Annotated in this window: 17 protein-coding genes; 10 read left to right on the top strand and 7 right to left on the bottom strand. The window is 66.1% G+C overall.

Annotated features, from left to right (window positions below; all coding sequences use genetic code 11):
• Positions 1–140: 140 nt before the first annotated feature.
• From AC1RL5_RS27295 to AC1RL5_RS27285, 3 genes are all read right to left on the bottom strand, one after another.
• On the bottom strand, positions 141–755 hold the full coding sequence (locus tag AC1RL5_RS27295; RefSeq protein ID WP_072450579.1) for a LysE family translocator: 615 nt from the start codon (positions 753–755) through the stop codon (positions 141–143).
• A gap of 102 nt (positions 756–857) precedes the next feature.
• Positions 858–1,118 carry a hypothetical protein gene (locus tag AC1RL5_RS27290; RefSeq protein ID WP_019092950.1) on the bottom strand — a complete coding sequence of 87 codons (261 nt, stop codon included), beginning with the start codon at positions 1,116–1,118 and terminating at the stop codon, positions 858–860.
• Positions 1,119–1,301: 183 nt separating this feature from the next.
• A complete protein-coding gene (locus AC1RL5_RS27285) occupies positions 1,302–1,520 on the bottom strand; it encodes a hypothetical protein (protein WP_492589384.1) in 219 nt (72 codons plus the stop codon).
• Between AC1RL5_RS27285 and msuE the strand changes: the two genes are divergently transcribed.
• The 4 genes from msuE (at position 1,519) to AC1RL5_RS27265 (ending at position 5,678) form a co-directional block, all read left to right on the top strand.
• Positions 1,519–2,082, top strand: a complete 564-nt coding sequence (gene msuE, locus AC1RL5_RS27280) for an FMN reductase (RefSeq protein WP_011062431.1) — start codon at positions 1,519–1,521, stop codon at positions 2,080–2,082. The two genes, AC1RL5_RS27285 and msuE, sit on opposite strands and share 2 nt — an antisense overlap.
• A 9-nt stretch (positions 2,083–2,091) precedes the next feature.
• Complete coding sequence (ssuD, locus tag AC1RL5_RS27275; protein ID WP_011062432.1) at positions 2,092–3,231, top strand: FMNH2-dependent alkanesulfonate monooxygenase; 1,140 nt, start codon at positions 2,092–2,094, stop codon at positions 3,229–3,231.
• A gap of 134 nt (positions 3,232–3,365) precedes the next feature.
• Positions 3,366–4,553, top strand: a complete 1,188-nt coding sequence (locus AC1RL5_RS27270; RefSeq protein ID WP_011062433.1) for an acyl-CoA dehydrogenase family protein — start codon at positions 3,366–3,368, stop codon at positions 4,551–4,553.
• A 24-nt stretch (positions 4,554–4,577) separates the two neighbouring features.
• Complete coding sequence (locus tag AC1RL5_RS27265) at positions 4,578–5,678, top strand: sigma-54 interaction domain-containing protein (RefSeq protein WP_011062434.1); 1,101 nt, start codon at positions 4,578–4,580, stop codon at positions 5,676–5,678.
• On the opposite strand, the gene AC1RL5_RS27260 is transcribed toward AC1RL5_RS27265, so the two are convergent.
• A complete protein-coding gene (locus AC1RL5_RS27260) occupies positions 5,675–6,040 on the bottom strand; it encodes an antibiotic biosynthesis monooxygenase (protein WP_011062435.1) in 366 nt (121 codons plus the stop codon). The genes AC1RL5_RS27265 and AC1RL5_RS27260 overlap by 4 nt on opposite strands.
• A gap of 108 nt (positions 6,041–6,148) precedes the next feature.
• On the opposite strand from AC1RL5_RS27260, the gene soxR reads away from it, so the two are divergent.
• The 5 genes from soxR to AC1RL5_RS27235 all read left to right on the top strand — a co-directional run bounded on the left by soxR (position 6,149) and on the right by AC1RL5_RS27235 (position 16,959).
• Positions 6,149–6,622 carry a redox-sensitive transcriptional activator SoxR gene (soxR, locus tag AC1RL5_RS27255; RefSeq protein ID WP_011062436.1) on the top strand — a complete coding sequence of 158 codons (474 nt, stop codon included), beginning with the start codon at positions 6,149–6,151 and terminating at the stop codon, positions 6,620–6,622.
• A 193-nt stretch (positions 6,623–6,815) separates the two neighbouring features.
• The gene (locus tag AC1RL5_RS27250; RefSeq protein WP_072450581.1) at positions 6,816–8,654 is read left to right on the top strand and encodes an AAA family ATPase; all 1,839 of its coding nucleotides are present in this window, start codon (positions 6,816–6,818) and stop codon (positions 8,652–8,654) included.
• Positions 8,651–9,295: a 4Fe-4S single cluster domain-containing protein gene (locus tag AC1RL5_RS27245; protein WP_123397295.1), complete on the top strand. Its 645-nt coding sequence runs from the start codon at positions 8,651–8,653 to the stop codon at positions 9,293–9,295. The genes AC1RL5_RS27250 and AC1RL5_RS27245 overlap by 4 nt, the downstream gene beginning before the upstream one ends.
• Before the next feature lie 15 nt (positions 9,296–9,310).
• Positions 9,311–15,628: an AAA domain-containing protein gene (locus tag AC1RL5_RS27240; protein ID WP_492589385.1), complete on the top strand. Its 6,318-nt coding sequence runs from the start codon at positions 9,311–9,313 to the stop codon at positions 15,626–15,628.
• The gene (locus AC1RL5_RS27235; protein ID WP_492589386.1) at positions 15,625–16,959 is read left to right on the top strand and encodes a coiled-coil domain-containing protein; all 1,335 of its coding nucleotides are present in this window, start codon (positions 15,625–15,627) and stop codon (positions 16,957–16,959) included. The genes AC1RL5_RS27240 and AC1RL5_RS27235 overlap by 4 nt, the downstream gene beginning before the upstream one ends.
• Positions 16,960–17,050: 91 nt before the next feature.
• On the opposite strand, the gene AC1RL5_RS27230 is transcribed toward AC1RL5_RS27235, so the two are convergent.
• The 3 genes from AC1RL5_RS27230 to AC1RL5_RS27220 all read right to left on the bottom strand — a co-directional run bounded on the left by AC1RL5_RS27230 (position 17,051) and on the right by AC1RL5_RS27220 (position 19,796).
• Positions 17,051–17,821, bottom strand: coding sequence for a MetQ/NlpA family ABC transporter substrate-binding protein (locus tag AC1RL5_RS27230; RefSeq protein WP_492589387.1), 771 nt, complete (start codon positions 17,819–17,821; stop codon positions 17,051–17,053).
• Positions 17,822–17,903: 82 nt separating this feature from the next.
• Entirely contained in the window at positions 17,904–18,569 is a 666-nt protein-coding gene (locus AC1RL5_RS27225; RefSeq protein WP_011062441.1) for a methionine ABC transporter permease, read from the bottom strand.
• 3 nt (positions 18,570–18,572) lie between these two features.
• Entirely contained in the window at positions 18,573–19,796 is a 1,224-nt protein-coding gene (locus AC1RL5_RS27220) for an SfnB family sulfur acquisition oxidoreductase (RefSeq protein WP_492589388.1), read from the bottom strand.
• Between the two features lie 283 nt (positions 19,797–20,079).
• On the opposite strand from AC1RL5_RS27220, the gene AC1RL5_RS27215 reads away from it, so the two are divergent.
• Positions 20,080–20,547, top strand: a complete 468-nt coding sequence (locus AC1RL5_RS27215) for a VOC family protein (RefSeq protein ID WP_492589389.1) — start codon at positions 20,080–20,082, stop codon at positions 20,545–20,547.
• Positions 20,548–20,832 lie beyond the last annotated feature (285 nt).

The raw sequence follows: 20,832 nt of genomic DNA, 5'->3' as shown, positions 1-20,832 counted from the left end.
TGCATAGGCGGCGCGGCAACGGCTGGCCTTGAGCAATACCCGATCGGATGCAGTTAAAGAAGAACATCTTCGTTTAAAAGTGCGTAGGAACGCTCCTGCATCGCAGCTTACAGGCTCGAGGCAGCGCCATGAAGCGCCGTTCAACTCATCTTTTCGAACAACAGCGGTGCCAGGGAAAGCACCAGCAAGGCGGCCATCAACAGATTGAACAGGCGCAACCAGCGCGAGTTGCGCAACACATTGCGCAGCAGGCTGCCGCACGCAGCCCAGAGGCTCACCGTGGGCGCATTGATCAGCGCGAACACCGCGGCAATCACCAGCACATTGGTGAAGTAGCCCTGCAACGGGGTGTAGGTACTGATGGCCCCCACTGCCATGACCCAGGCCTTGGGATTGACCCACTGGAACGCCGCGGCGCCCCAATAGCCCAGCGGCCGGCCATGGTGCTGCTGTTCATCGGACAGCGGCCCGGAACGGGCAATCTTCCACGCCAGGTACAGAAGGTACGCGGCGCCAACGTAGCGCAGCACGCTGTACAGCAGCGGGTAGGCCTCGAACACCGCCCCAAGGCCCAGGCCGACCGCCAGCACCAGGACAAAGAAGCCGCAGCTGATGCCGAGGATGTGGGGAATGGAACGGTTGAAGCCGAAGTTCACCCCCGAGGCCAGCAACATGGTGTTGTTGGGGCCGGGCGTGATGGAAGTGACCAGGGCAAACAGGGCGAAGGCCAACAGCAGGTCAGGGGAAAGGCTCATGGGGGCAAGATCCGGGGCAGGTCGATCAGGCCTCGACCCTAACCCAGCCTCAGGCTGAAACCCACGGACAGTTGCTGAAAACTTGGACCAGTACAGTTCTTCTCAACTGGCAGGTTGATGGCGACTGATATTGCGCTGCGCACTCATTTCACCCTGGCTGTCGAAGCTCGCCGGGCGGCCCAGCAACTCGGCCTTTTTCTGCTGGTATTCATCGAAGGACAAACCGCGCCGGTTCAACGCCTCCATAGCCAGCTCCCGGGTTTCCTGCGCGGTATAGGGCCGCAACTCCGGTGCACCGGGGCTGGCACAACCGGCCAGCACACTGGAGACCAACAACAGCAAGACAGCAGAGAAAGCCTTCATGGCGAGCACCTGGGGCGGGTTGCGAACAATGGACACAGGCTACTCGCGCGCCATCAGCGGCAAAAATCACCCTGCTCGATAGTGGCTATCGATCGTTCCAAGGCCAGGGCGCTGCGCACCTTCATATTCCATAAAACTCTATAAATATGGAAACAAGCTCTTTTGAGGAATAACAACAAGCCTTTATAACAGTCCCATCTCGCCCGCCAACTGTTGCCAGAGCAACTGTTGGCCAGGCAACAGCCGATCAACAAAACAGTGGTTGGGCAACAGCACCCGGCAACTGCAGATCAGCGCAAAACCGCGCCGTCCAAGGGCTGCAAGTCTTTGGTACAGCTCTTGCTCCAGAGCCTGGGACCTGCCACTGCTCGTTGAGCCACTGTTTAAAAAGGAACTGATCATGTCCCGCCCCTTGAACGTCGTAGCCCTTTCCGGTGGAACCTGGCGCCCATCGCGCACCCTGGTGCTGACCCAGGCCCTGCTGGCTGAACTGTCCGGGCACCTGTCCTTTAACGCCCACCTGATCGAACTGGGGGATATCGCCCGCCCGGTGGGTGCCGCCCTGTCGCGCCAGGAACTGCCGGCCGAGGTTGAAGCCGAACTCCAGGCCATCGAGAACGCCGACCTGCTGATCGTCGCCGCCCCGGTGTATCGCGGTTCCTATCCCGGCCTGCTCAAGCACCTGTTCGACCTGATCGATCTCAATGCCCTGATCGACACCCCGGTGCTGCTGGCCGCGACGGGTGGCAGCGAACGCCATGCCCTGGTTCTGGATCACCAGCTACGCCCACTGTTCAGTTTCTTCCAGGCCCTGACCCTGCCGATCGGCGTGTACGCCACCGAGGCCGACTTCAGCAATTACCAGATCACCAGCGAGCTGCTCAAAGCGCGCATCCAGCTCGCCGCCGAACGGGCCGCGCCGCTGTTTCGCGCCCACCCGACCCACCTGCTGAAAATCGCCTGAGGAGCTGTCATGGATGTGTTCTGGTTTCTTCCGACCCACGGCGACGGCCATTTCCTCGGCACTGCCCAGGGCGCGCGCCCGGTCACCCTCAACTACCTCAAGCAAGTGGCGCAGGCCGCGGACAGCCTGGGCTACCACGGTGTGCTGATTCCCACCGGGCGCTCCTGCGAAGACTCCTGGGTGATCGCCTCGGCCCTGGTGCCCCTGACCGAACGCCTGCGCTACCTGGTGGCGATCCGCCCGGGGATCATCTCCCCCACGGTTTCCGCGCGCATGGCCGCGACCCTGGACCGGCTGTCCAACGGCCGCCTGCTGATCAACGTGGTCACCGGCGGCGACCCGGACGAAAACCGCGGCGACGGCAGCTTCCTCAGCCACAGCGAACGCTATGAAGTCACTGACGAATTCCTGCAGATCTGGCGTCGGGTGCTGCAAGGCGAAGCCGTGGACTTCGAAGGCAAGCACCTGCATGTGCAGAACGCCAAGGCGCTCTACCCGCCCGTGCAGAAACCCTACCCGCCGCTGTACTTCGGCGGTTCCTCCGAGGCCGCTCATGAACTGGCGGCGGACCAGGTGGATGTCTACCTGACCTGGGGCGAGCCACCGGCGGCGGTGGCGCAGAAACTGGCCGACGTACGCGAACGTGCAGCGCGCAAGGGCCGCACGGTGAAGTTCGGCATCCGCCTGCATGTGATCGTGCGTGAGACCGAGGACGAAGCCTGGAAAGCCGCGGACAAGCTGATCGAGCACATCAGCGACGACACCATCGCCGCCGCCCAGCAGTCCTTTTCCCGCTTCGACTCCGAAGGCCAGCGGCGCATGGCAGCGCTGCACGGCGGGCGCCGCGACCAGTTGCAGATCGCCCCCAACCTCTGGGCCGGGGTCGGCCTGGTGCGCGGTGGCGCCGGTACCGCCCTGGTGGGCAACCCGCAGCAAGTGGCCGAGCGCATCAAGGAGTACGCGGACCTGGGAATCGAGAGCTTCATTTTCTCCGGCTACCCGCACTTGGAAGAAGCCTATCGCTTCGCCGAGCTGGTGTTCCCGCTGCTGCCGGAGCCCTATGCCAGCCTGGCCGGCCGCGGTGTCACCAACCTCACCGGGCCGTTCGGCGAAATGATCGCCAACGACGTGTTGCCCAACAGCCGCTGAAATCCCCAATGCTGTTGCAGGAGCCGGCTTGCCGGCGAAGGCGATCTTCCGGCCCGCTTCGCTGGCAAGCCAGCTCCTGCAGCTCGCAGCACCTTTTCCCAGCCGCCACAACGGCCACGAACGAGGAACACCGCGTGACTGCCAAACCGCAAAGCGCCCTGTTGTCCCCCCTGCAGACCGCCCGCCAACTGGCCGCCGAGTTTGCCCTGACCGCCGTCGAGCGCGACGAGCGCGGCGGCACCCCCAAGGCCGAGCGCGACGCGCTGCGCCAAAGCGGCCTGCTGGCCCTGAGCATTCCCAGCCAGTTCGGCGGGCTCGGCGCGCCCTGGAGCGAGACGCTGAACATCGTCCGCGAATTCGCCCGGGTCGACAGCTCCATCGCCCATGTCTTCGGCTTCCACCACCTGATGCTGGCCACCGTGCGCCTGTTTGCCAAACCCGAACAGTGGCAACCCTGGTTCGAACAGACCGCACGCAAGAACTGGTTCTGGGGCAACGCCCTGAACCCACTGGACACCCGCACCGTGGTCCGGAACCTGGGGGGCTGGCGCGAGTTCTCCGGCAAGAAGAGCTTCTGCTCCGGTGCCAGCGACTCGGAAATGCTCATTGCCTCGGCGGTGGACGAAAGCAATGGCGGCAAGTTGCTGATCGCCGCGATCCCCAGCGGCCGCAGCGGCATCACCCTGCACCACGACTGGAACAACATCGGCCAGCGCCAGACCGATAGCGGCAGCGCCACCTTCGAACGGGTACGGGTGGAGGAGTCGGAACTGCTGCTGGACCCCGGCCCGCTGAGCACACCATTCGCCTGCCTGCGCCCGCTGATCGCCCAACTGACCTTCACCCACATGTTCCTCGGTATCGCCGAAGGCGCCTTCGAAGAAGCCCGGCAGTACACCCTCGGCGAAACCCGGGTCTGGCATAAGTCCAGCGCCCAGGACGTGCGCCAGGACCCCTACATACTCAGCCACTACGGCGAATTCTGGGTCGCCCTGGAAGGCATCCGCCTGCTGGTGGAGCGAGCCGCCGCGCTGCTGGACCAGGCCTGGGCCAAGGGCCCGGCCCTCAGCGCCGAAGAGCGCGGGCACCTGGCCACGGCCATCGCCACCGCCAAGGTCGCCGCCAGCCGCCAGGGCCTGGAGCTGTGCAGCCGCCTGTTCGAAGTCACCGGCGCGCGCTCGACCCACGCCTCCCTGGGCCTGGACCGGCACTGGCGCAACCTGCGCACCCAGACCCTGCACGACCCGCTGGACTACAAGCTTCATGAGCTGGGCGACTGGGCGCTGAACCAGTCCCTGCCAACCCCGACTTTCTACTCCTAGCCTTCTGTTCGACGGAGAGTGCCGATGCAGCTTCTGACCCTACCCCCTTCGCCCGCCCTGGCGACCTCGATCCGCGCCACCGCCCAGGTGTTCGAGGACCCGAAATCCCAGGCCCTGCTGGCGCACCTGCAACAGGTGGCACCGAGCGAAGCCAGCGTGCTGATCATTGGCGAAACCGGGACCGGCAAGGAGCTGGTGGCGCGCCATATCCACAACCTCAGTGCCCGGCGCAACCGACCGTTCGTGGCGGTGAACTGCGGTGCCTTCTCCGAATCCCTGGTGGAGGCGGAACTGTTCGGCCATGAGAAAGGCGCCTTTACCGGCGCCCTCAGCGCCAAGGCCGGGTGGTTCGAAGAGGCCGACGGCGGCACCCTGTTCCTCGACGAGATCGGCGACCTGCCCATGGCCATCCAGGTCAAGCTGCTGCGGGTGCTGCAGGAGCGCGAAGTGGTGCGCCTGGGTTCGCGCAAGAGCATTCCCATCGATGTGCGCGTACTGGCCGCCACCAACGTGCAACTGGAAAAGGCCATCAACGCCGGGCATTTTCGCGAAGACCTGTATTACCGCCTGGACGTGGTCAGCCTGGAACTGAGCCCGCTGCGCGAGCGCCCCGGCGACATCCTGCCGCTGACCCGGCACTTCATCGAGGCCTACAGCCAGCGCCTGGGCTACGGCAGCATCAGCATCAGCCCCGAGGCCGAGCACAAGCTCAAGAGCTACAGTTGGCCGGGCAACATCCGCGAGTTGGAAAACGTCATCCACCACACCCTGCTGATCTGCCGCAACGGGGTGATCCAGCGCGACGACCTGCGCCTGTCCAACATGCGCATCGAACGCGCCGACGACAGCCACCCGAGCCACGACGACTCTGCCGAGGCCCTGCTGGAACGGGCCTTTGAAAAACTCTTCGCCGAACAGGCCGGGGCCCTGCACGAAAAGGTCGAGGATGCCTTGCTGCGCGCGGCCTACCGCTTCAGCCACTACAATCAGGTGCACACCGCCAACCTGCTGGGCCTGAGCCGCAACGTCACCCGGACCCGGCTGATCAAGATCGGCGAACTGGCGGTGAACAAGCGGCGCCCCATCGATGCGCCCAACGAGCGCACCCTGCAACTGTCGATCTAGCCCGGCAGGTCGCAGTGCAAGGCATTGTCGTGGCTACGGGCAATGCTGCTGCGCACCTGGAATGAACCGAAGGTCACGGTCTTGGCCTGGTGGGCGAGGATCAACTGCCAGAAATCCTGCTCGCCGTTCTCGAAGCGCCGGAACGCCGCTTCGCCGGCTTCCCGGGATTGCCATTGCAGGTAATTGAGCACCCGCCGGCCATCGTCGCTGGCCTGCACGCTGGCACTCAGGAAACCGCCATAGCCCTGGGCCAGGCGCTCGGTCTGCTCGGCCAGGGCCGATACCAGGGCCTGTTGCTGATGGGGCTCGATCTCGAACTCGATCAATTGGGTAAAGCTGCGGGTCTTTTCAAAAGCGCTCATGGATCACTCTCCACTGGGGGCAAACAGAATATTGCTGTTGAATGCGCCGCAGGGTAAAACCTCTAGTTAAGTCAAGGTCAAGCGTATTTTTCCTCCCGAGGTCCACTGATGATCGAACCCGACTCCCGTCATAAAGAGCTGAGCGTCGGCCAACTGTCGGCCCGCAGTGGCGTAGCCGTCACCGCGCTGCATTTCTACGAAACCAAGGGCCTGATCCACAGCCATCGCAACGCGGGCAACCAGCGCCGCTACCCACGTTCGGTGCTGCGCCGGGTGTCGCTGATCAAGGTGGCCCAGCGCCTGGGTATTCCCCTGGCAGAGATCGGCCAGGCCCTGGCGACCCTGCCCGCCGACCGCGCGCCCACTGCCGCGGACTGGCAGCGCCTGTCGGAACAGTGGAGCCGCGAACTGGACGAACGCATCCGCCAACTGAGCCTGCTGCGCGAGCGGCTGAACCAGTGCATTGGCTGTGGCTGCCTGTCCATGGAAGGGTGCCCGCTGCGCAACTATGGAGATGCCCTGGGAGACGCCGGCCCGGGCGCCCGCCTGCTGGAGCCCGACGCCGCCACCGACACCCCGTAGCCAGCGCCTGCAGCAACATCGCGTTCATATCCGTAGGAGCCGGCTTGCCGGCGAAGGCGATCTCACGGGCATCTTCCCTCGCAAGCCGGATTCCCACTCAACGCTGACAGGTAAGAAAACCTGTGCAGCATCGTAAGTAAAAACGTCCCTATGCTAATGTCGCGTCCTGCTTCCTACGACGAGCTCCGCTTCCATGCCAAGGACTGCCACTTTCGAAAAGCCACGCTGGCTGCGCGATCTGCTGCGCTTTCTACCCCTGAAAAGCCAATTCGTCCTGTCCGGCAACGTCCGCGACCTTCAGGCCAGTGAGGTCGCCCCCGGGGTCATCACCCCCCAGCCTTTCAACCTCAATCTGCGCGACGAACTGCTGGCGGCGGGCTATGCCCATGTGCTGAGCTGGGACCCCCTTGGCGGCCTCAGGGTTTTGCTGCCCCCCGGCAGCGAGCCGGCCCAGGCCGACAACCTGCTGCGCGAGCTGGGCCTGACCCCGGTGGAAGGAGCGGCGCCGGCCGGCCTCGACCTGTTGTCGGCGACCTTGCCGCGCCTGGTGGAGCGCCAGGGCGCGCCCCTGGCCCTGATTGTCGATTTCGCTTCACGCCTGGTGATCCGCAACGACGCCCTGAGCGCCGCAGAACACCAGCTGTTCACCCAGGCCCTGGTACTGTCCCACCAGGCCCGCAGCCGCCCGGCCGGGGAGCTGCGCACGCCGTTCTTCAACAGCATTCTCTGGGTGGTGGAAAAGGAAGGCGACCTGCCCGACTGGATGCTGATCGACAACCCACGCCTGCGGCCGATTCCCGTGTCCAAACCCGACCAGCAGGCCCGCCAGGCCCTGGCTCCGGCACTGTTGCGCGGCCTGCCCGGCGCCCAGGAGGCCAGCGAAGAAAGCCGCGACAGCGCGGTGCGGGCCTTCGTCGAAAACACCGAGGGCCTGCTGCTGCTCGACCTCAACGCGATCGTCCAACTGGCCCGGGTCGAAGGCCTGGCCATGGAACGCATCGGCGATGCCGTACGCCGCTATAAAGTCGGGGTCACCGAAGACCCCTGGCTGAAGATCGACCGCCAGCGCATCCGCCAGGCCGACGGTTTCATCCGCCAGCGGGTCAAGGGCCAGGGCCACGCCGTGACCCACATGCTGGATATCGTCAAGCGCGCCATGACCGGGGTCGGCGCCAGCCGCAAGGGCAACCGGCCCCGGGGCGTGGCCTTTCTTGCCGGGCCCACCGGGGTCGGCAAGACCGAACTGGCCAAGACCATCACCAGCCTGCTGTTTGGCGATGAAAGCGCGTACATCCGCTTCGATATGTCAGAATTCAGCGCCGAACACGCGGACCAGCGTCTGGTAGGCGCGCCACCCGGCTATGTCGGCTACGACGTGGGCGGCGAACTGACCAATGCGATCCGCGAAAAACCCTTTAGCGTGGTGCTGTTCGACGAGATCGAAAAGGCTCACCCGCGGATCCTCGACAAGTTCCTGCAGATCCTTGATGACGGTGTGCTTACCTCAGGCCGGGGCGACCGGGTGTACTTCTCCGAGGCGCTGATCGTCTTCACCTCCAACCTGGGCATCTACCGCCAGGGCGACAACGGCGAGCGAGTCGCCAACGTCCAGCCCGGCGAAGCCTTCGAAGCGGTGCAAGGCAAGGTCCAGGGCGAGATCGAGCGCTATTTCAAACTGGTGCTCAACCGCCCGGAAATCCTCAACCGGATCGGCGAGAACGTCATCGTCTTCGACTTCATCCGCCCGGACATCGCCGAGCAGATCTTCCAGCAGATGGTCGGCAATATCCTCGCCGACCTGGCGGCCCAGGCCCTGCATGTGCAGCTCGATGACGACTCGCTGCACAACCTGCGCCAGCTGTGCCTGCAGGACCTGTCCAACGGTGGCCGGGGCATTCGCAACCAGTTGGAGGCGCACCTGCTCAACCCCCTGGCCCGGGCCCTGTTCGACCAGGATGCGCAGCCCGGCCAATCCTTCGAAATCCGCCAACTGCAGGCCGGCGGCCTGCAACTGCTTGCCCGAGCCTCGTGAACATCAGCCTGTCGCGGGTGCACTTCCCGGTCACCACCCTGGGGCCGGGGCAGCGCCTGGGCCTGTGGTTCCAGGGGTGCAGCATCCGCTGTGCAGGCTGCATTTCCGCGGACACCTGGGGGCCGGGCAAGCACCCCTTGCCGTTGGCCCAGGTGCTGGACGACCTGCAACCCTGGCTGGCCCGGGCCGAAGGCATCACCCTGTCCGGCGGCGAGCCCTTCGACCAGCCCGAGGCGCTGCTGGCCCTGCTTCGAGGCCTGCGCGAGCGCACCGAGGTCGACATCCTGGTCTACAGCGGCCACTCCCTGGAAACCCTGCAACCGCTATTGCAACAAGCCGAAGGCCTGCTGGATGCATTGATCTGCGACCCCTTCGAGCAACAACAGGCGCAAACGCTGGTCCTACGGGGCAGCGACAACCAGCGCCTGATCTTCTTGACCGAGCTGGGCCGCCAGCGTCTGTCCACCTACCAGCGCCCGCTGCACCACGAAGACCGCGCGCTGGATGTGATGTTCGACGACGACGGCAGTGTCTGGATGGCTGGAATTCCCCGGCGTGACGACGTGCTGCGTCTGCGCGACCTGCTGCACGACCAGGGCCACCAACTCCAGATCAGCGCCCACACCTCACGCCGCCGTTAACCGGAACCGCTACCGATGATACGTTTTTGCCCCAATTGCCAGACTGAACGCCCACTGGCCGAAATTTTCTGTGAAGGCCAGGTAGACAACCGGGCCTGCGGCTGGGAACTCTCCGCCGAAGCGATTCATCCCGAAGGCTGGCGCCCACAACCGGTAGTCACCCTCGAAGCGCTTGAGCCGCAGCCCCCGGTCGCGGCGGACAGCGGCTCGCCCCTGCTCTGCAGCAACGGTCATGCCATGGCGGACGGCGACTTGATGTGCCTGGTCTGCGGCGCCGACCCGCTCGCCCCGGAGCAACAGCCACCCGCAGCGCCCCCAGCCGCCGACAGTGAAACCGTGATCGAAGGCTGGCGCCTGCTGCGCCAGATCAGCAGCGGCGGCGTGCGCGAGCGCTTTATCGCCGAGCACCGGGAAACCGCGCACCAGGCGGTGCTGACCCTGTACCAGGCCGGCGCCGAACCCGACCCGTCGGTGTACGAAGCCCTCAAGCGCCTGCCCCGGGAACACGTGCCGGAAATCATCCTCACCGGCCGCTGGGACGAGCGCGCCTTCGAAGTGGCTGAAGAACTCACCGGCGGCACCCTGGCCGACCTGGGGATCGTGGTCAGCGACAGGGCCGCGGTGCAGCACATCGTCCGTGAACTGGGCCAGGCCCTGCATGCCTTCAGCGAAGCCGGCCTGCGCCACCGCGACCTGCGCCCGGCAACCTTGCTGGTGCGCAGCCGCGAGCCCCTGGACCTGGTGATCAGCGGCTTCGGTTCGGCGCGGCTGTCGGAGTTCGACCTGGACATCGTCTCGCCCCTGGAAACCAGCCGCTACATGGCCCCCGAAGCCATTGCCGGGGGCGTGGCCGCAGCCTCCGACTGGTGGAGCCTGGGGATGATCCTGCTGGAACAACTGACCCAGGGAGAATGCTTCGCCGGCATCAATGCCAACGCCTACCTGATTCACATTCTGGCCAACGGCGTGCTGCTGCCGGACGACCTCGACCCGCGCCTGGAACTGCTGCTGCGCGGCCTGCTGGCCCGGGACCGCCACCAGCGCTGGCAATGGCCCCAGGTGCAGGCCTGGCTCCAAGGCGAAAGCCCCAGCGTCCCGGCCTCGGTCGCCAGTGAAGAGGACGCCGAGGAAGGCGCCAGCATCGCCCTGGGCAGCCGGCGCTTTCGCCGGCCAGGGCCGTTCGCCCTGGCTGCCGCCGAAGTCGAACACTGGCCCCAGGCCCTGGATCACCTGCTGCGCGGGGTGATCGTCACCTGGGCCGAACAGGCCGGTTTGCCCGCACGGCAGCTGGCGGGCCTGCGCCAGGTGGCCCAGCACGAAGGGCTGGACGATGACACCCGGCTGATGCTCGCCTTGAAACTGCTGAACCCGGAAATGCCCCTGATCCAGCGCGGCGAGATCGTCACCCCCGGCTGGTTGCTGGAGCATCCCCTGGACGGTTACCGCTTGATCAGCGGCCCGGCCCCGGACCTGCTGGAACGCCTGGAGACCGAGCACTGGCTGTCGCGGCTCAAGCTGCGGGCCGAACAGGTACGCCAGCGCGCCCAGCACCAGGCCATCGAACTGGACGAGGAGCAACTGCGCATCTACCTGCTCTCCAGCTCCCGCGCCCGTCTGGCCGCACAGTGGGAAGAACGCCAGCGCCTGCTGCCGGACAGCGAGCACAACGGCATCCTGTCCCTGTCGGACCGCCGCTCCATCAGCGAAGAAGACCTGATCGTGCTGCTCAGCGCCGCCATCGGGCAGTTCCGCTCGGTGGACGCGATCCTCGAAGAAGCCGCCACCCTGGCCCGCGAAGCCGTGGTCCTGAGCTTCGATGCGGCCAGTGCGCGTGCCCTGCTGGGGCTGCCGCGCCCGGCCTTGTACCGTGAAGTCGACGAGCGCATCAGCGGCTTCGCCCGTTGTGGCGTGCCGAGCGTCGATGAATGGGCCGAGCAGTTCCGCCTGGAACGCCGCATGCCCCTGGCCAGGGCCCTGGTGCTGCTGGCCATCGGCGCAGAGCAGTGGCTGGAGCCGCAAAAGCAGCACTACGTGTCGCAGATCCTCGACTTCTTCGAGAAGAAGGTCGCCAGCGTGGTGCTGCGCGGCCCGCTGGTGCGCATGAGCATCGGCAAGACCACCGCCCGGGTCGACCTCAACGAATTTCACAGTGAGCGCAGCCCGGCCACGGCGCTGCTGGATCACCTGGTGGCGCGCAACGCCCAGCCCATCAGCCTCGACCCGGCGTGCTTCGCCGAAAACCCGCAGCTGGATGCACGGCTCAGCAGCCTGTACCGCCAGAGTTCGCTGTACAAGCGCGACACCGGGATCGATGGCCTGTACCTGGGCTTCCCTTTCCTCCTGACCCGGGACGCGCGTGGCACCACTCGCACTCGCATCGCGCCGTTGCTGCTGTGGCCGGTCAAGCTGCTGCTGGAAGTCGGCAGCCGCGGCAAGGTGGCCCTGGTCTTCGACAGCGAGCGTGAAGAGGTGCGCCTCAATCCGGGGCTCGACACCTTGCTGGGCATCGATGCCGCCAAGCTCTGGCGCAAGGCCGCCGATGAACTACTGGGGCGTTCGGCGCTCAAGGCCGCCGACGTGATGGACGCCTTCGGCATGCTGGCCACTGCCAGCTCCCGGGTGCTCGGCAGCCTGCCACCGCCGAGCACCGAAGTGCAGCCCTACCAGGATCAACTGGCCTGTGCCGCCGTGCTGTTCCATGTGGCCTTCATGGGCCAGGCCATCGGCGAGGACCTGCGCCAGCTCAAGGCCCTGCCCCCCGGCGGCACCGGCCTGGAAACCGCCCTGCGCCTGAACCCCGCGGAGCCCGACAGCGGCGACAGCGCTGCCACCGCGCTCGCGCCTGAACTGCAGCGCTTCTTTACCGTGGCCAGCGACCCCTCCCAGGAAGCCGCGGTGCTCCAGGCCCGACAGGCCCCCGGGCTGCTGGTGGAAGGCCCGCCCGGCACCGGCAAGAGCCAGACCATCGTCAACATGGTGGCCGACGCCATCGGCCGCCAGCGCAGCCTGCTGATCGTCTGCCAGAAGCACGCCGCCCTGGAAGTGGTGCACAAGCGCCTGGTGGCCGAAGGACTGGGCAACCGGGTGGTGATGCTCAACGACATCAACCGTGACCGCGAACCGGTGATCCGCAGTGTCCGCGAACAGCTTGAGGCCCTGTTCAAGGACGATGCCGTCCAGCAACCCTGGCTGCACCAGCGTGAACGCCTGGCGGCACGCATCGAAGCCCTGGAGGGCGAACTGGATCGCTTCCACCAGAGCCTGCACCGCATCGATGAACACTGTGGCTTGAGCTACCGCCAGTTGATCGGCGAGCTGATCGGCCTGGAACAGGGGCCAGCGGCCCTGGATGTCCCGGTATTGCGCCAGCACCTGGCGGCCCTGGACATCGCCAGCCTGACCCGTCTGGAAGAGGCCTGCGCGCCGCTGATCCGCCTGTGGCTGCCGGCCCGCTATGAACACAGCGCCCTGGCCCAGCTCCAGCCCTTCCCCACCGACGCCGCCACGGTGCAAGCGTTCAACCAGGGCTTCGAGCGCCTGCTGAGCTGCGAGGAACAGCGCCTGGAAACCCTGCAGGCACACCCGGCCGACTTCGAAGTCGACGACCCGGCGCCCTACCGCGCCTGGCTCGACCAGCACCTGCACAGCCTGCTGGGCCTGGACGATGAGCGTCGCCAACGGCTGGCACGCTGGCTCCCGCTGTTTCGTGGCAGCAACGGCCAGGCCGCAGAAGGCGACGGGCTGATCCAGGCCCTGCAGGCACTGGCTCAACAACTGGCACAGTGCGACGCCGCCGCTTACCAGGCCGACCTGGCGCCGGGCCTCAGCGCCCTGCCCGCGGCCCAACTGCGCACCCTGCAGCAACGCGCCCGCGCCGTTATCCAGGGTCGCTCCTGGCTGGCGCGGCTCAACCCGCTGCGCCTGATCCGCCAGCGCCAGTTGCTGGCCTTCCTCGCCGAACAGGGCGCCGCGGCCCAGCCGCAGCGCCTGCCGGAACTGCTGGCGGCGGCCCTGCTGGAAAGCCAGTGGCGGCCCTTGCGCGCGCAGTTGCAACACCTGCATCAACAACTGAGCCTTGTAGAGATCGCCAGCGATTGCGGCCCGGGCCTGCTGCCGCAGGTACGCCAGGACCTCGGGCAACTGGAAGAAATGCGCGCCCTGGCCATGACCCTGGCGCAAGCCCCCCGGGTGGAGCAGTTGGATGCGGTGGTACTGACCGGCGAGCGGCGCTCCCTGGACAGCCTGCTGGCCGGCTACGACGCCGCGTTTATCCGCCACAGCGTGCGCCAGGACAGCCTGAATGCCCTGCAGCGCCTGGATCAGTGGCTGCAACCCGAGCTGCTGGGCCAACTGCGCCAGCGCGTGGAGCACAACCAGGGCAATCAGTCGGCCCTCAACCGCCTGCGCGACGCCTTGCCGACCCTGAGCGCCTACCAGGCTTTCCGGGCCCGGGCCGGCCAGCTGTCGCCGGCGGACCTGGAGTTGCTGGTAGTCCTGCGCGATTACCAGGACGCGCTCGACGCCATTCCCGCCGAGCAACTGGAAGCCGTGGTGCGGCGCATGCTCAACCGCGAAGCACGGCTGGGCTGGAAGCGCCAGATCGAACAACGCCAACCCGAGCTGATGCTCGAGCACAGCGAAACCGCGGCGAAGATCGCCAGCCTGGGCGAAGCCGACACCCAGATGCGCAACCTCAACCGTCAGTTGCTCAGTGAAGGCATCGAGCTGTCGCGCCTGGGCACCCGCAAACAGTGGGAGGACGTCACCCGCCTCACCGGGCGTCGTTCGCGACGCTTGCGCGAGTTCATGGAGATGGGCGCGGGGCTGGGGCTGATGAGCCTGCGACCGGTGTGGCTGATGAACCCGGACGTGGCCAGCCGGGTGCTGCCGCTCAAGCCCGGGCTGTTCGATACGGTGATCTACGACGAAGCCTCGCAGATGCCGGTGGAGTTCGCCCTGCCGACCCTGTACCGGGGCCGGGTCACGGTGGTCAGCGGCGACGAGAAGCAGATGCCGCCCACCGCCTTCTTCTCCAGCCGGGTGGAAAGCGACGAAGCCGAACTGTTCGATGGCGACCAGCCGGACGCCGATGCCGACGAGGAACAACGGGAGGCCTTCGAAGACACCTGGAACCGCCGCGAAATCAAGGACTGCCCGGACCTGCTGCAACTGGCTCGCAGCTCGCTACCCGCCACCACCCTGCAGATCCACTACCGCTCGGCCTACCGCGAGCTGATCGGTTTCTCCAACGCCTCGTTCTACGGCAACCGCCTGAGCATCCCGGTACGCCATCCCCAGGCCAATATCCTCGCCATCAAGCCGCTGGAGCTGATCCGCGTGGACGGCGTCTACCAGCAGCAGGTCAACCCCGACGAGGCCGAACGGGTGGTGGACTACCTGGCCGAGCTCTGGCAGGCGCCCTATGCCGAACGCCCCTCGGTGGGGGTGGTGACCTTCAACCGCAAGCAGGCCGACCTGATCGAAGAGCGCCTGGAGTTGCGCGCCGAGCAGGATCCGGCGTTTCGTGCAGCCTACAGCCAGGAGCGCGAACGCAGCGAGGACGGCGAGGACATGTCGGTGTTCGTCAAGAACGTCGAGAACGTCCAGGGCGATGAGCGCGACATCATCGTGTTCTCCTCGACCTTCGGGCGTAACAGCCAGGGCAGCTTCCGCCGCAACTTCGGGGTCCTGGGGCAGACCGGCGGCGAGCGCCGACTCAATGTGGCGGTGACCCGGGCCCGGCGCAAAGTGGTGATGATCACCTCGATGCCGATTGCCGATATCTCCGACATGCTCACCACCCAGCGCCCGCCCGCCAGCCCGCGGGACTACCTGCAAGGCTACCTGGAGTACGCCCGCGCCCTGTCGGCCGGGGAGTTTGCCAGCGGCCACAGCCTGCTGGGGCGCCTGGTCACCGAGCGCCAGGATGCAAAGGTCCAGCACAACGCCCACAGCGACGGCTTCACCCAGGCGGTGGCGGCGTTCATCCGCACCCTGGGCTGGAGCCCGGTCAGCGCCAACGAAGGGGATGCCTTCGGCCTGGACTTTGCCATCGAGCACCCCGATACCGGGCTCTACGCCCTGGGCATCGAATGCGATACCCCGCGCCACGGCCTCCTGGCCCGCGCTCGCTCCCGGGAAATCTGGCGCCCTTCGGTGCTGCGCCGGGCCATTCCCCACCTGCACCGGGTCTCGTCGCAGGCCTGGTACCACGACCCGCAAAGCGAGCGCGCTCGCCTGCAGGCCGCCATCGAGCAGGCCCTGCAGCCGCTGGCCGGTGCCGATTCGGTGACGCAGCCCCAAGCCCTGGCAGACACGGAGCAAACCCCATGAGCGGCCCGAAAGTGGTGCGTATCGTCACCCGTGAAGAAATCCTGGAGATCTGCGCCGGTCACCTGCGGCGCCTGGAGCAAGCTATTGCCCGCTGGGAAGAGCAGGCACAACGCCTGGGGCAACTGACCGAACAGGAACGGGCCGCCACCCACGAGCGGTTCAAACAGTTGCGCCAGTTGATCGAGGCCGATCGCCTGCAGGACCTGCAAAAGCAGGTACCGATCGAAATCGAGTTCCTCAAGGACGATCTGCAACAACGGGAAAACCGCGCGGTGCAGCAAGCCACGCAACAGCGCCAACTGGCCCGCCGCCAGCGGGAAAACGCCGCCACCCTGTTGGGCGCCCTGCAAGGCAAGCCGCTCGCAGCCCAATTGCTGGAGCCGTTGCGGGCGATTGCCGATGGGCAGCCGGTGCCGGCTGTGGAGTCGATCCTGGCCCAGGGTTTCGCCAGCCTGGGGGCGGCAGTCGAAGAACAGGGCCTGAGCGAGGCCCAGCAGCAACTGGCCCGGCGCCTGCAAGGCGAAACCCCAACCCAGACCCTGGCGCAGTGGCGCGCCGCCAATGAGCAAGCGGAACCCAGACTGGAACGCATCGAGCAGCACATTGCCCAGTTGCTGACCCTCGATGATCAGGCCAGCGCCGAACCCTACCTGGCCAAGTTGCGCCAGATAGATGCAGAAACCCGCGTGCAGCAGCGCAACCTGCTGCTGGACAGCCTGGTGCTGGAGCTGGCCCAGGCCACCCGCGACAGCCAGGAGCGCCGCGCGCGCCTGGCGCGCCTTGAGGAACTGGCCAGCGAAGTGGCGACCTTGTGCCCCGCAAGTGCCGAAAACGAGCTGGCCCAGGCCGGCCAATGCAGCCTGGCCCATATGGCGCCAGTGGATGGGCTGATTGCCCGTTTCAGTGCGCTGATCGAAGCCGAGCTGCAACAACGCGCCGCCCTGGCCCGCCGCCAGGCGGTACTCGAAGGGTTGGCCAGCCTGGGCTACGAAGTTCGCGAGGGCATGGCCACCGCCTGGGCCCAGGACGGCAGGGTGGTGCTGCGCAAGGGCGCCACTCCGGGTTATGGCGTGGAGGTGGGCGGCAATGCCGATAACGGCCGGTTGCAGGTACGCGCGGTAGCCCTCAGCGCCCAGCGCGATACCCAGCGCGACAAAGACATCGAGACCATCTGGTGCGGCGAGTTCCAGCGGCTGCAAGCCCTGCTGGCGGCCCGTGGCGACGACCTGAGCATCGAGAAAGCCCTGGCCGTAGGGGCGGTGCCGCTCAGGGAGGTGCTGCTGGACGACACCCGGCAGCAATACCGGGAGCAGGCGCAACAGCGCACCTGACCCGCCTCACCCTGTAGGAGCCTGCTTGCCGGCGAAGGCGGTCTCGCGGGCCTCTTCGCTGGCAAGCCAGCTCCTACAAGGGAGCAGATGCTCAGAAGCCGGGGGCGATCTGGCCTTTGTAGCGGGTCAGGATGAACTGGCGCACGGCGTCGGAGTTCAGCGCCTTGGCCAGTTTCTGGATCCGCGGGTCGTTGATGTTGTCCGGGCGCGCCACCAGAAATTCGATGTACAGGTCCTTGCCCTTCTCCACGATCAAGGCGCTGTTGGTATCGATCCCGGCTTCCAGGGCGTAGTTGGCGAAGACAAACGCCAGGTCCACCTGGCTTACCGAGCGGGCCAGCAAGGCGCCTTCCAGTTCACGGATCTTCAGGTGCTTGGGGTTCTCGACAATGTCGCGCTGGGTGGCCAGGGTGTTGCTCGGGTCCTTGAGCTTGATCAGCCCCGCTTCATCCAGCAGCACCAGGGCCCGGCCGGTGTTCACCGGGTCGTTGGGAATCGACACACTGGCCCCGTCCTTGAGCTCGGCGATGCTCTTGATCCTGGTGGAATAGGCGCCGAACGGTTCGATGTGCACCCCCACCACGGGCATCAGGTCGGTGTGCCGGGTCTTGTTGAAGTCATCGAGGAACGGCCGGTACTGGTAGTAGTTGGCGTCGAGGTTCTTCAGCGCCAGTTGCTGGTTGGGCTGGATGAAGTCGGTGAACACCTTGATCTGCAGGTCCACGCCTTCCTTGGCCAGTTGCGGTTTGACGAATTCGAGGATCTCGGCGTGGGGCACCGGGGTCGCGCCCACCAGCAGCTTTTCGTTGGCGTTGACGCTCAGGGACAGTACGGCGGCCAATACGGCCAGGGTCTTCTTCATGGGTTGCTCCTAAGGCAGAGGCAGACAGCCGTCGTGGGGCGCACGTGGGGCCGTGTTTCGGGTTGGGTTCGAAGAAATCGCTTCAACGGCGGCTGTAGTGCGCCACCAGGCGGTCACCGGTCATCTGCAGGGCCTGCACCAGCACCAGCAGCAGGACCACGGTGACCACCATCACATCGGTCTGGAAACGCTGGTAGCCGTAGCGGATGGCCAGGTCGCCCAGGCCGCCGCCACCGATCACCCCGGCCATGGCGGTGTAATCCACCAGCACGATGGCGGTCACCGTGACCGCCGCCAGCAGTCCGCCCCGGGCTTCGGGCAGCAAGGTGTGGCGAATGATCTGCCAGGTGCTGCCGCCCATGGCCTGGGTCGCTTCCACCACCCCGCGGTCCACTTCCCGCAGGGCGGTTTCCACCAGCCGGGCAAAGAACGGCGTGCAGCCCACCACCAGCGGCGGGATAGTGCCCGGCACGCCAAGCGAGGTGCCCACCAGCAAGGTGGTCAGGGGAATCAGCACGATCAGCAAGATGATGAAGGGCAAGGAGCGCAGCATGTTGACCAGCACCGACAGCACCCGATACAGGCCCACCGCTTCATGCAACTGGCGCTTGCCGGTGAGAAACAGCAGCACGCCCAGGGGCAGCCCCAGCAGCACGGTAAAACCCAGGGCCGCGCCGAGCATGCTCAGGGTATCGACGCAGGCCTGGGCGATATCGGCCCAGTAAATGTTCTTGAACAGTTCGGCCATGGTTCAGGACCAGTCATGGCGCGGTGGCTTGATGTCGTTGAGCAGCCAGTTGCCCACCACGTGGTATTTCCAGCGCACCGGGTCGTGCAGGGTATGCACCCGGGCGTTGCGCCAGTGGCGGTCGAAGTTGTGGCGCTTGAGGGTGGAACGGGTGCCCCCCAGTTCGAACAGTTTGTTGCTGGCCTCGATGGCGATTTCGGTGGTCAGCACCTTGGCCTTGGCCACCGCCAGGGAGGCCCGGGCCACATTGTCTTCATCGGGTGCCGGGCGGGCCGCGTCCAGGGCCAGGCCGGCCCGTTCCAGCAGGGCCTCGGCGGCTTCCAGGCGAATGTCCAGGGCCCCCACCTGGATGATGGCCAGCGGGTCTTCACTGGCCTTCTCCACCCCGGCATCGATCCACGGCCGGGCATGCTCACGCACGAAGGCGATGGTGTCGCGCAGCGCCGCCCGGGCAATCCCGGCGTCGATGGCGGCCGTGGTCAGCTGGGCGAAGGGCCCGGCCAGGGTCGGGCTTTCGTAGGAACGGTAGGTGGGAAACAGGTTGAAGGCCGGCACCTTGAGGTCTTGGGCCAGTACGGTGCCACTGGAGGTGGTGCGCTGGCCGATGCTGTCCCAGTCGTCGATCACCGCCAGCCCCTCGCTGCCCCGGGGCACGAAGGCCAGCTGGCCCCTGCCCTGCTCGTCCAGGGCCAGCACTGCCAGCCAATGGGCATACAGCGAACCGGTGCAGTAGCCCTTGCGGCCATTGATCACATAACCGTCACCCGAGCGGCGGACAGTGGCCTGGATGTCCTGGACGTTCTTGCCGCCGGTTTCCGACAACGCATTGGCAAAGCGATGGCCTTGCAGGGCCAGGGCGAAAAAGTGCGCCTGTTGCTCCGGCGTGCCCTGCAGGCGGATGTCTTCCAGCAGGCAGTAGTGGTTCTGCGGGATCTGCCCCAGGGACGGGTCGGCAGCGGAAATGATCGCGATGACCTCGGCCAGCACCGCATAGGACACCTGGGCGCCGCCAAATTCGCGAGGCACGCTGATGCCCCACAAGCCACTGTTGGAGTACAGGTCGACCACCTGCGCCGGTACTTCCCGGGTACGGTCGCGCTCGGCGTCCTGCTCCAGCAGGATCGCGGCCACTTGCCGGGCCACGGTCAGGGCTTCGGCGCCATCGCGGATCACATGGGCAGCGGGAGTGTGCAGGGGATAAACGGCAGATTCAGGCAATGCAGGCATACGGCGCTCTCGGGCGAATGAAGGTGACTGCCGTTCATTGCAGCTTCTGTGCCTAAAGCCTGCCCCCATGAATTCAAGGACTTGGGTGGTTATTTCGCCCCGGCATCAAGCCCTCTGCCGGGCAGATTGCTGGAAGGCTGTTGATGGGCCAACAGTAGGCCAGTGTTGCCTGGACGACACCTCGTCGGCCCGTGCCGGGCAGGCAAGGGCCCGGGTATAGAGTGAAGCCTGCTCCACGCGGCGTCAGCGTCGCCCCCAACAACAAGATCAAGGAGAAACCCTGATGAGCGTCAATCCCATTCCCGAAGGTTTCAGCGGCGTCACCCCCTACCTGGGCATCCAGCGCGCCGCCGAGGCCATCGAGTTCTACAAGAAGGCCTTCGACGCGGTGCAGATCATGCGCCTGGACATGCCCGACGGCAGGGTCGGCCATGTCGAACTGCGCATCGGCGGTTCGGCCATCATGCTCGGCAGCCCTTGCGAACAAACCCCGATGGGCAGCCCGGAAGCCCACAAGACATCGGTCGGGCTGCACCTGTATGTGGAAGATGTCGACAACCGCTTTGCCCAGGCGATCGCCGCGGGCGGCACCGAAGTGTCGGCGGTCAAGGACCAGTTCTACGGCGATCGCAGCGGCAGCCTGCGCGACCCTTTCGGGCATGTGTGGTTCCTCGCCAGCCGCAAGGAGGAACTGAGCGCCGAGGAAATCGGCCGAAGGGCCCGGGAAATGTTCCAGCAACAGGCCGGCTGAGCCTGCCCCTGTAGGAGCCGGCTTGCCGGCGAAGGCGTCTCGCGGACCCGTTCGCGGGCGAGCCCGCTCCTACGGGGCCATGGGCATTGGCCAAACCAGTCAAGCAGCGGCTTTCACGAGGGTTTCGCAGCTTCGTAACATTTACTTTCATATCGCCTTTCGGGATTTACGATTCTCATTCGTCTTAATTAGATGCAGCAGGCCGCGTTGGCCCAGGCTATGCCCGGCGCTTTTTGTCCCGGGCCCGGTCCCGGGTTCCAGTGCCGCTCCATTCCTCGAATCAAG

Source organism: Pseudomonas sp. GW822-FHT06D10, from assembly GCF_058799535.1.
Note: the sequence above shows the minus strand (reverse complement) of the source record. Positions and strands in the feature narration are given on the sequence as shown.

Bases quoted from the DNA above. Each gene is read 5' to 3' on its own strand.
- AC1RL5_RS27215 (WP_492589389.1), top strand. From the start codon at position 20,080: ATGAGCGTCAATCCCATTCCCGAAGGTTTCAGCGGCGTCACCCCCTAC.
- AC1RL5_RS27235 (WP_492589386.1), top strand. From the start codon at position 15,625: ATGAGCGGCCCGAAAGTGGTGCGTATCGTCACCCGTGAAGAAATCCTG.
- AC1RL5_RS27260 (WP_011062435.1), bottom strand. From the start codon at position 6,040: ATGAGCGCTTTTGAAAAGACCCGCAGCTTTACCCAATTGATCGAGTTC.
- AC1RL5_RS27290 (WP_019092950.1), bottom strand. From the start codon at position 1,118: ATGAAGGCTTTCTCTGCTGTCTTGCTGTTGTTGGTCTCCAGTGTGCTG.
- AC1RL5_RS27250 (WP_072450581.1), top strand. From the start codon at position 6,816: ATGCCAAGGACTGCCACTTTCGAAAAGCCACGCTGGCTGCGCGATCTG.
- AC1RL5_RS27230 (WP_492589387.1), bottom strand. From the start codon at position 17,821: ATGAAGAAGACCCTGGCCGTATTGGCCGCCGTACTGTCCCTGAGCGTC.
- AC1RL5_RS27295 (WP_072450579.1), bottom strand. From the start codon at position 755: ATGAGCCTTTCCCCTGACCTGCTGTTGGCCTTCGCCCTGTTTGCCCTG.
- ssuD (WP_011062432.1), top strand. From the start codon at position 2,092: ATGGATGTGTTCTGGTTTCTTCCGACCCACGGCGACGGCCATTTCCTC.
- AC1RL5_RS27220 (WP_492589388.1), bottom strand. From the start codon at position 19,796: ATGCCTGCATTGCCTGAATCTGCCGTTTATCCCCTGCACACTCCCGCT.
- soxR (WP_011062436.1), top strand. From the start codon at position 6,149: ATGATCGAACCCGACTCCCGTCATAAAGAGCTGAGCGTCGGCCAACTG.
- AC1RL5_RS27265 (WP_011062434.1), top strand. From the start codon at position 4,578: ATGCAGCTTCTGACCCTACCCCCTTCGCCCGCCCTGGCGACCTCGATC.
- AC1RL5_RS27285 (WP_492589384.1), bottom strand. From the start codon at position 1,520: ATGATCAGTTCCTTTTTAAACAGTGGCTCAACGAGCAGTGGCAGGTCC.
- AC1RL5_RS27240 (WP_492589385.1), top strand. From the start codon at position 9,311: ATGATACGTTTTTGCCCCAATTGCCAGACTGAACGCCCACTGGCCGAA.
- msuE (WP_011062431.1), top strand. From the start codon at position 1,519: ATGTCCCGCCCCTTGAACGTCGTAGCCCTTTCCGGTGGAACCTGGCGC.
- AC1RL5_RS27225 (WP_011062441.1), bottom strand. From the start codon at position 18,569: ATGGCCGAACTGTTCAAGAACATTTACTGGGCCGATATCGCCCAGGCC.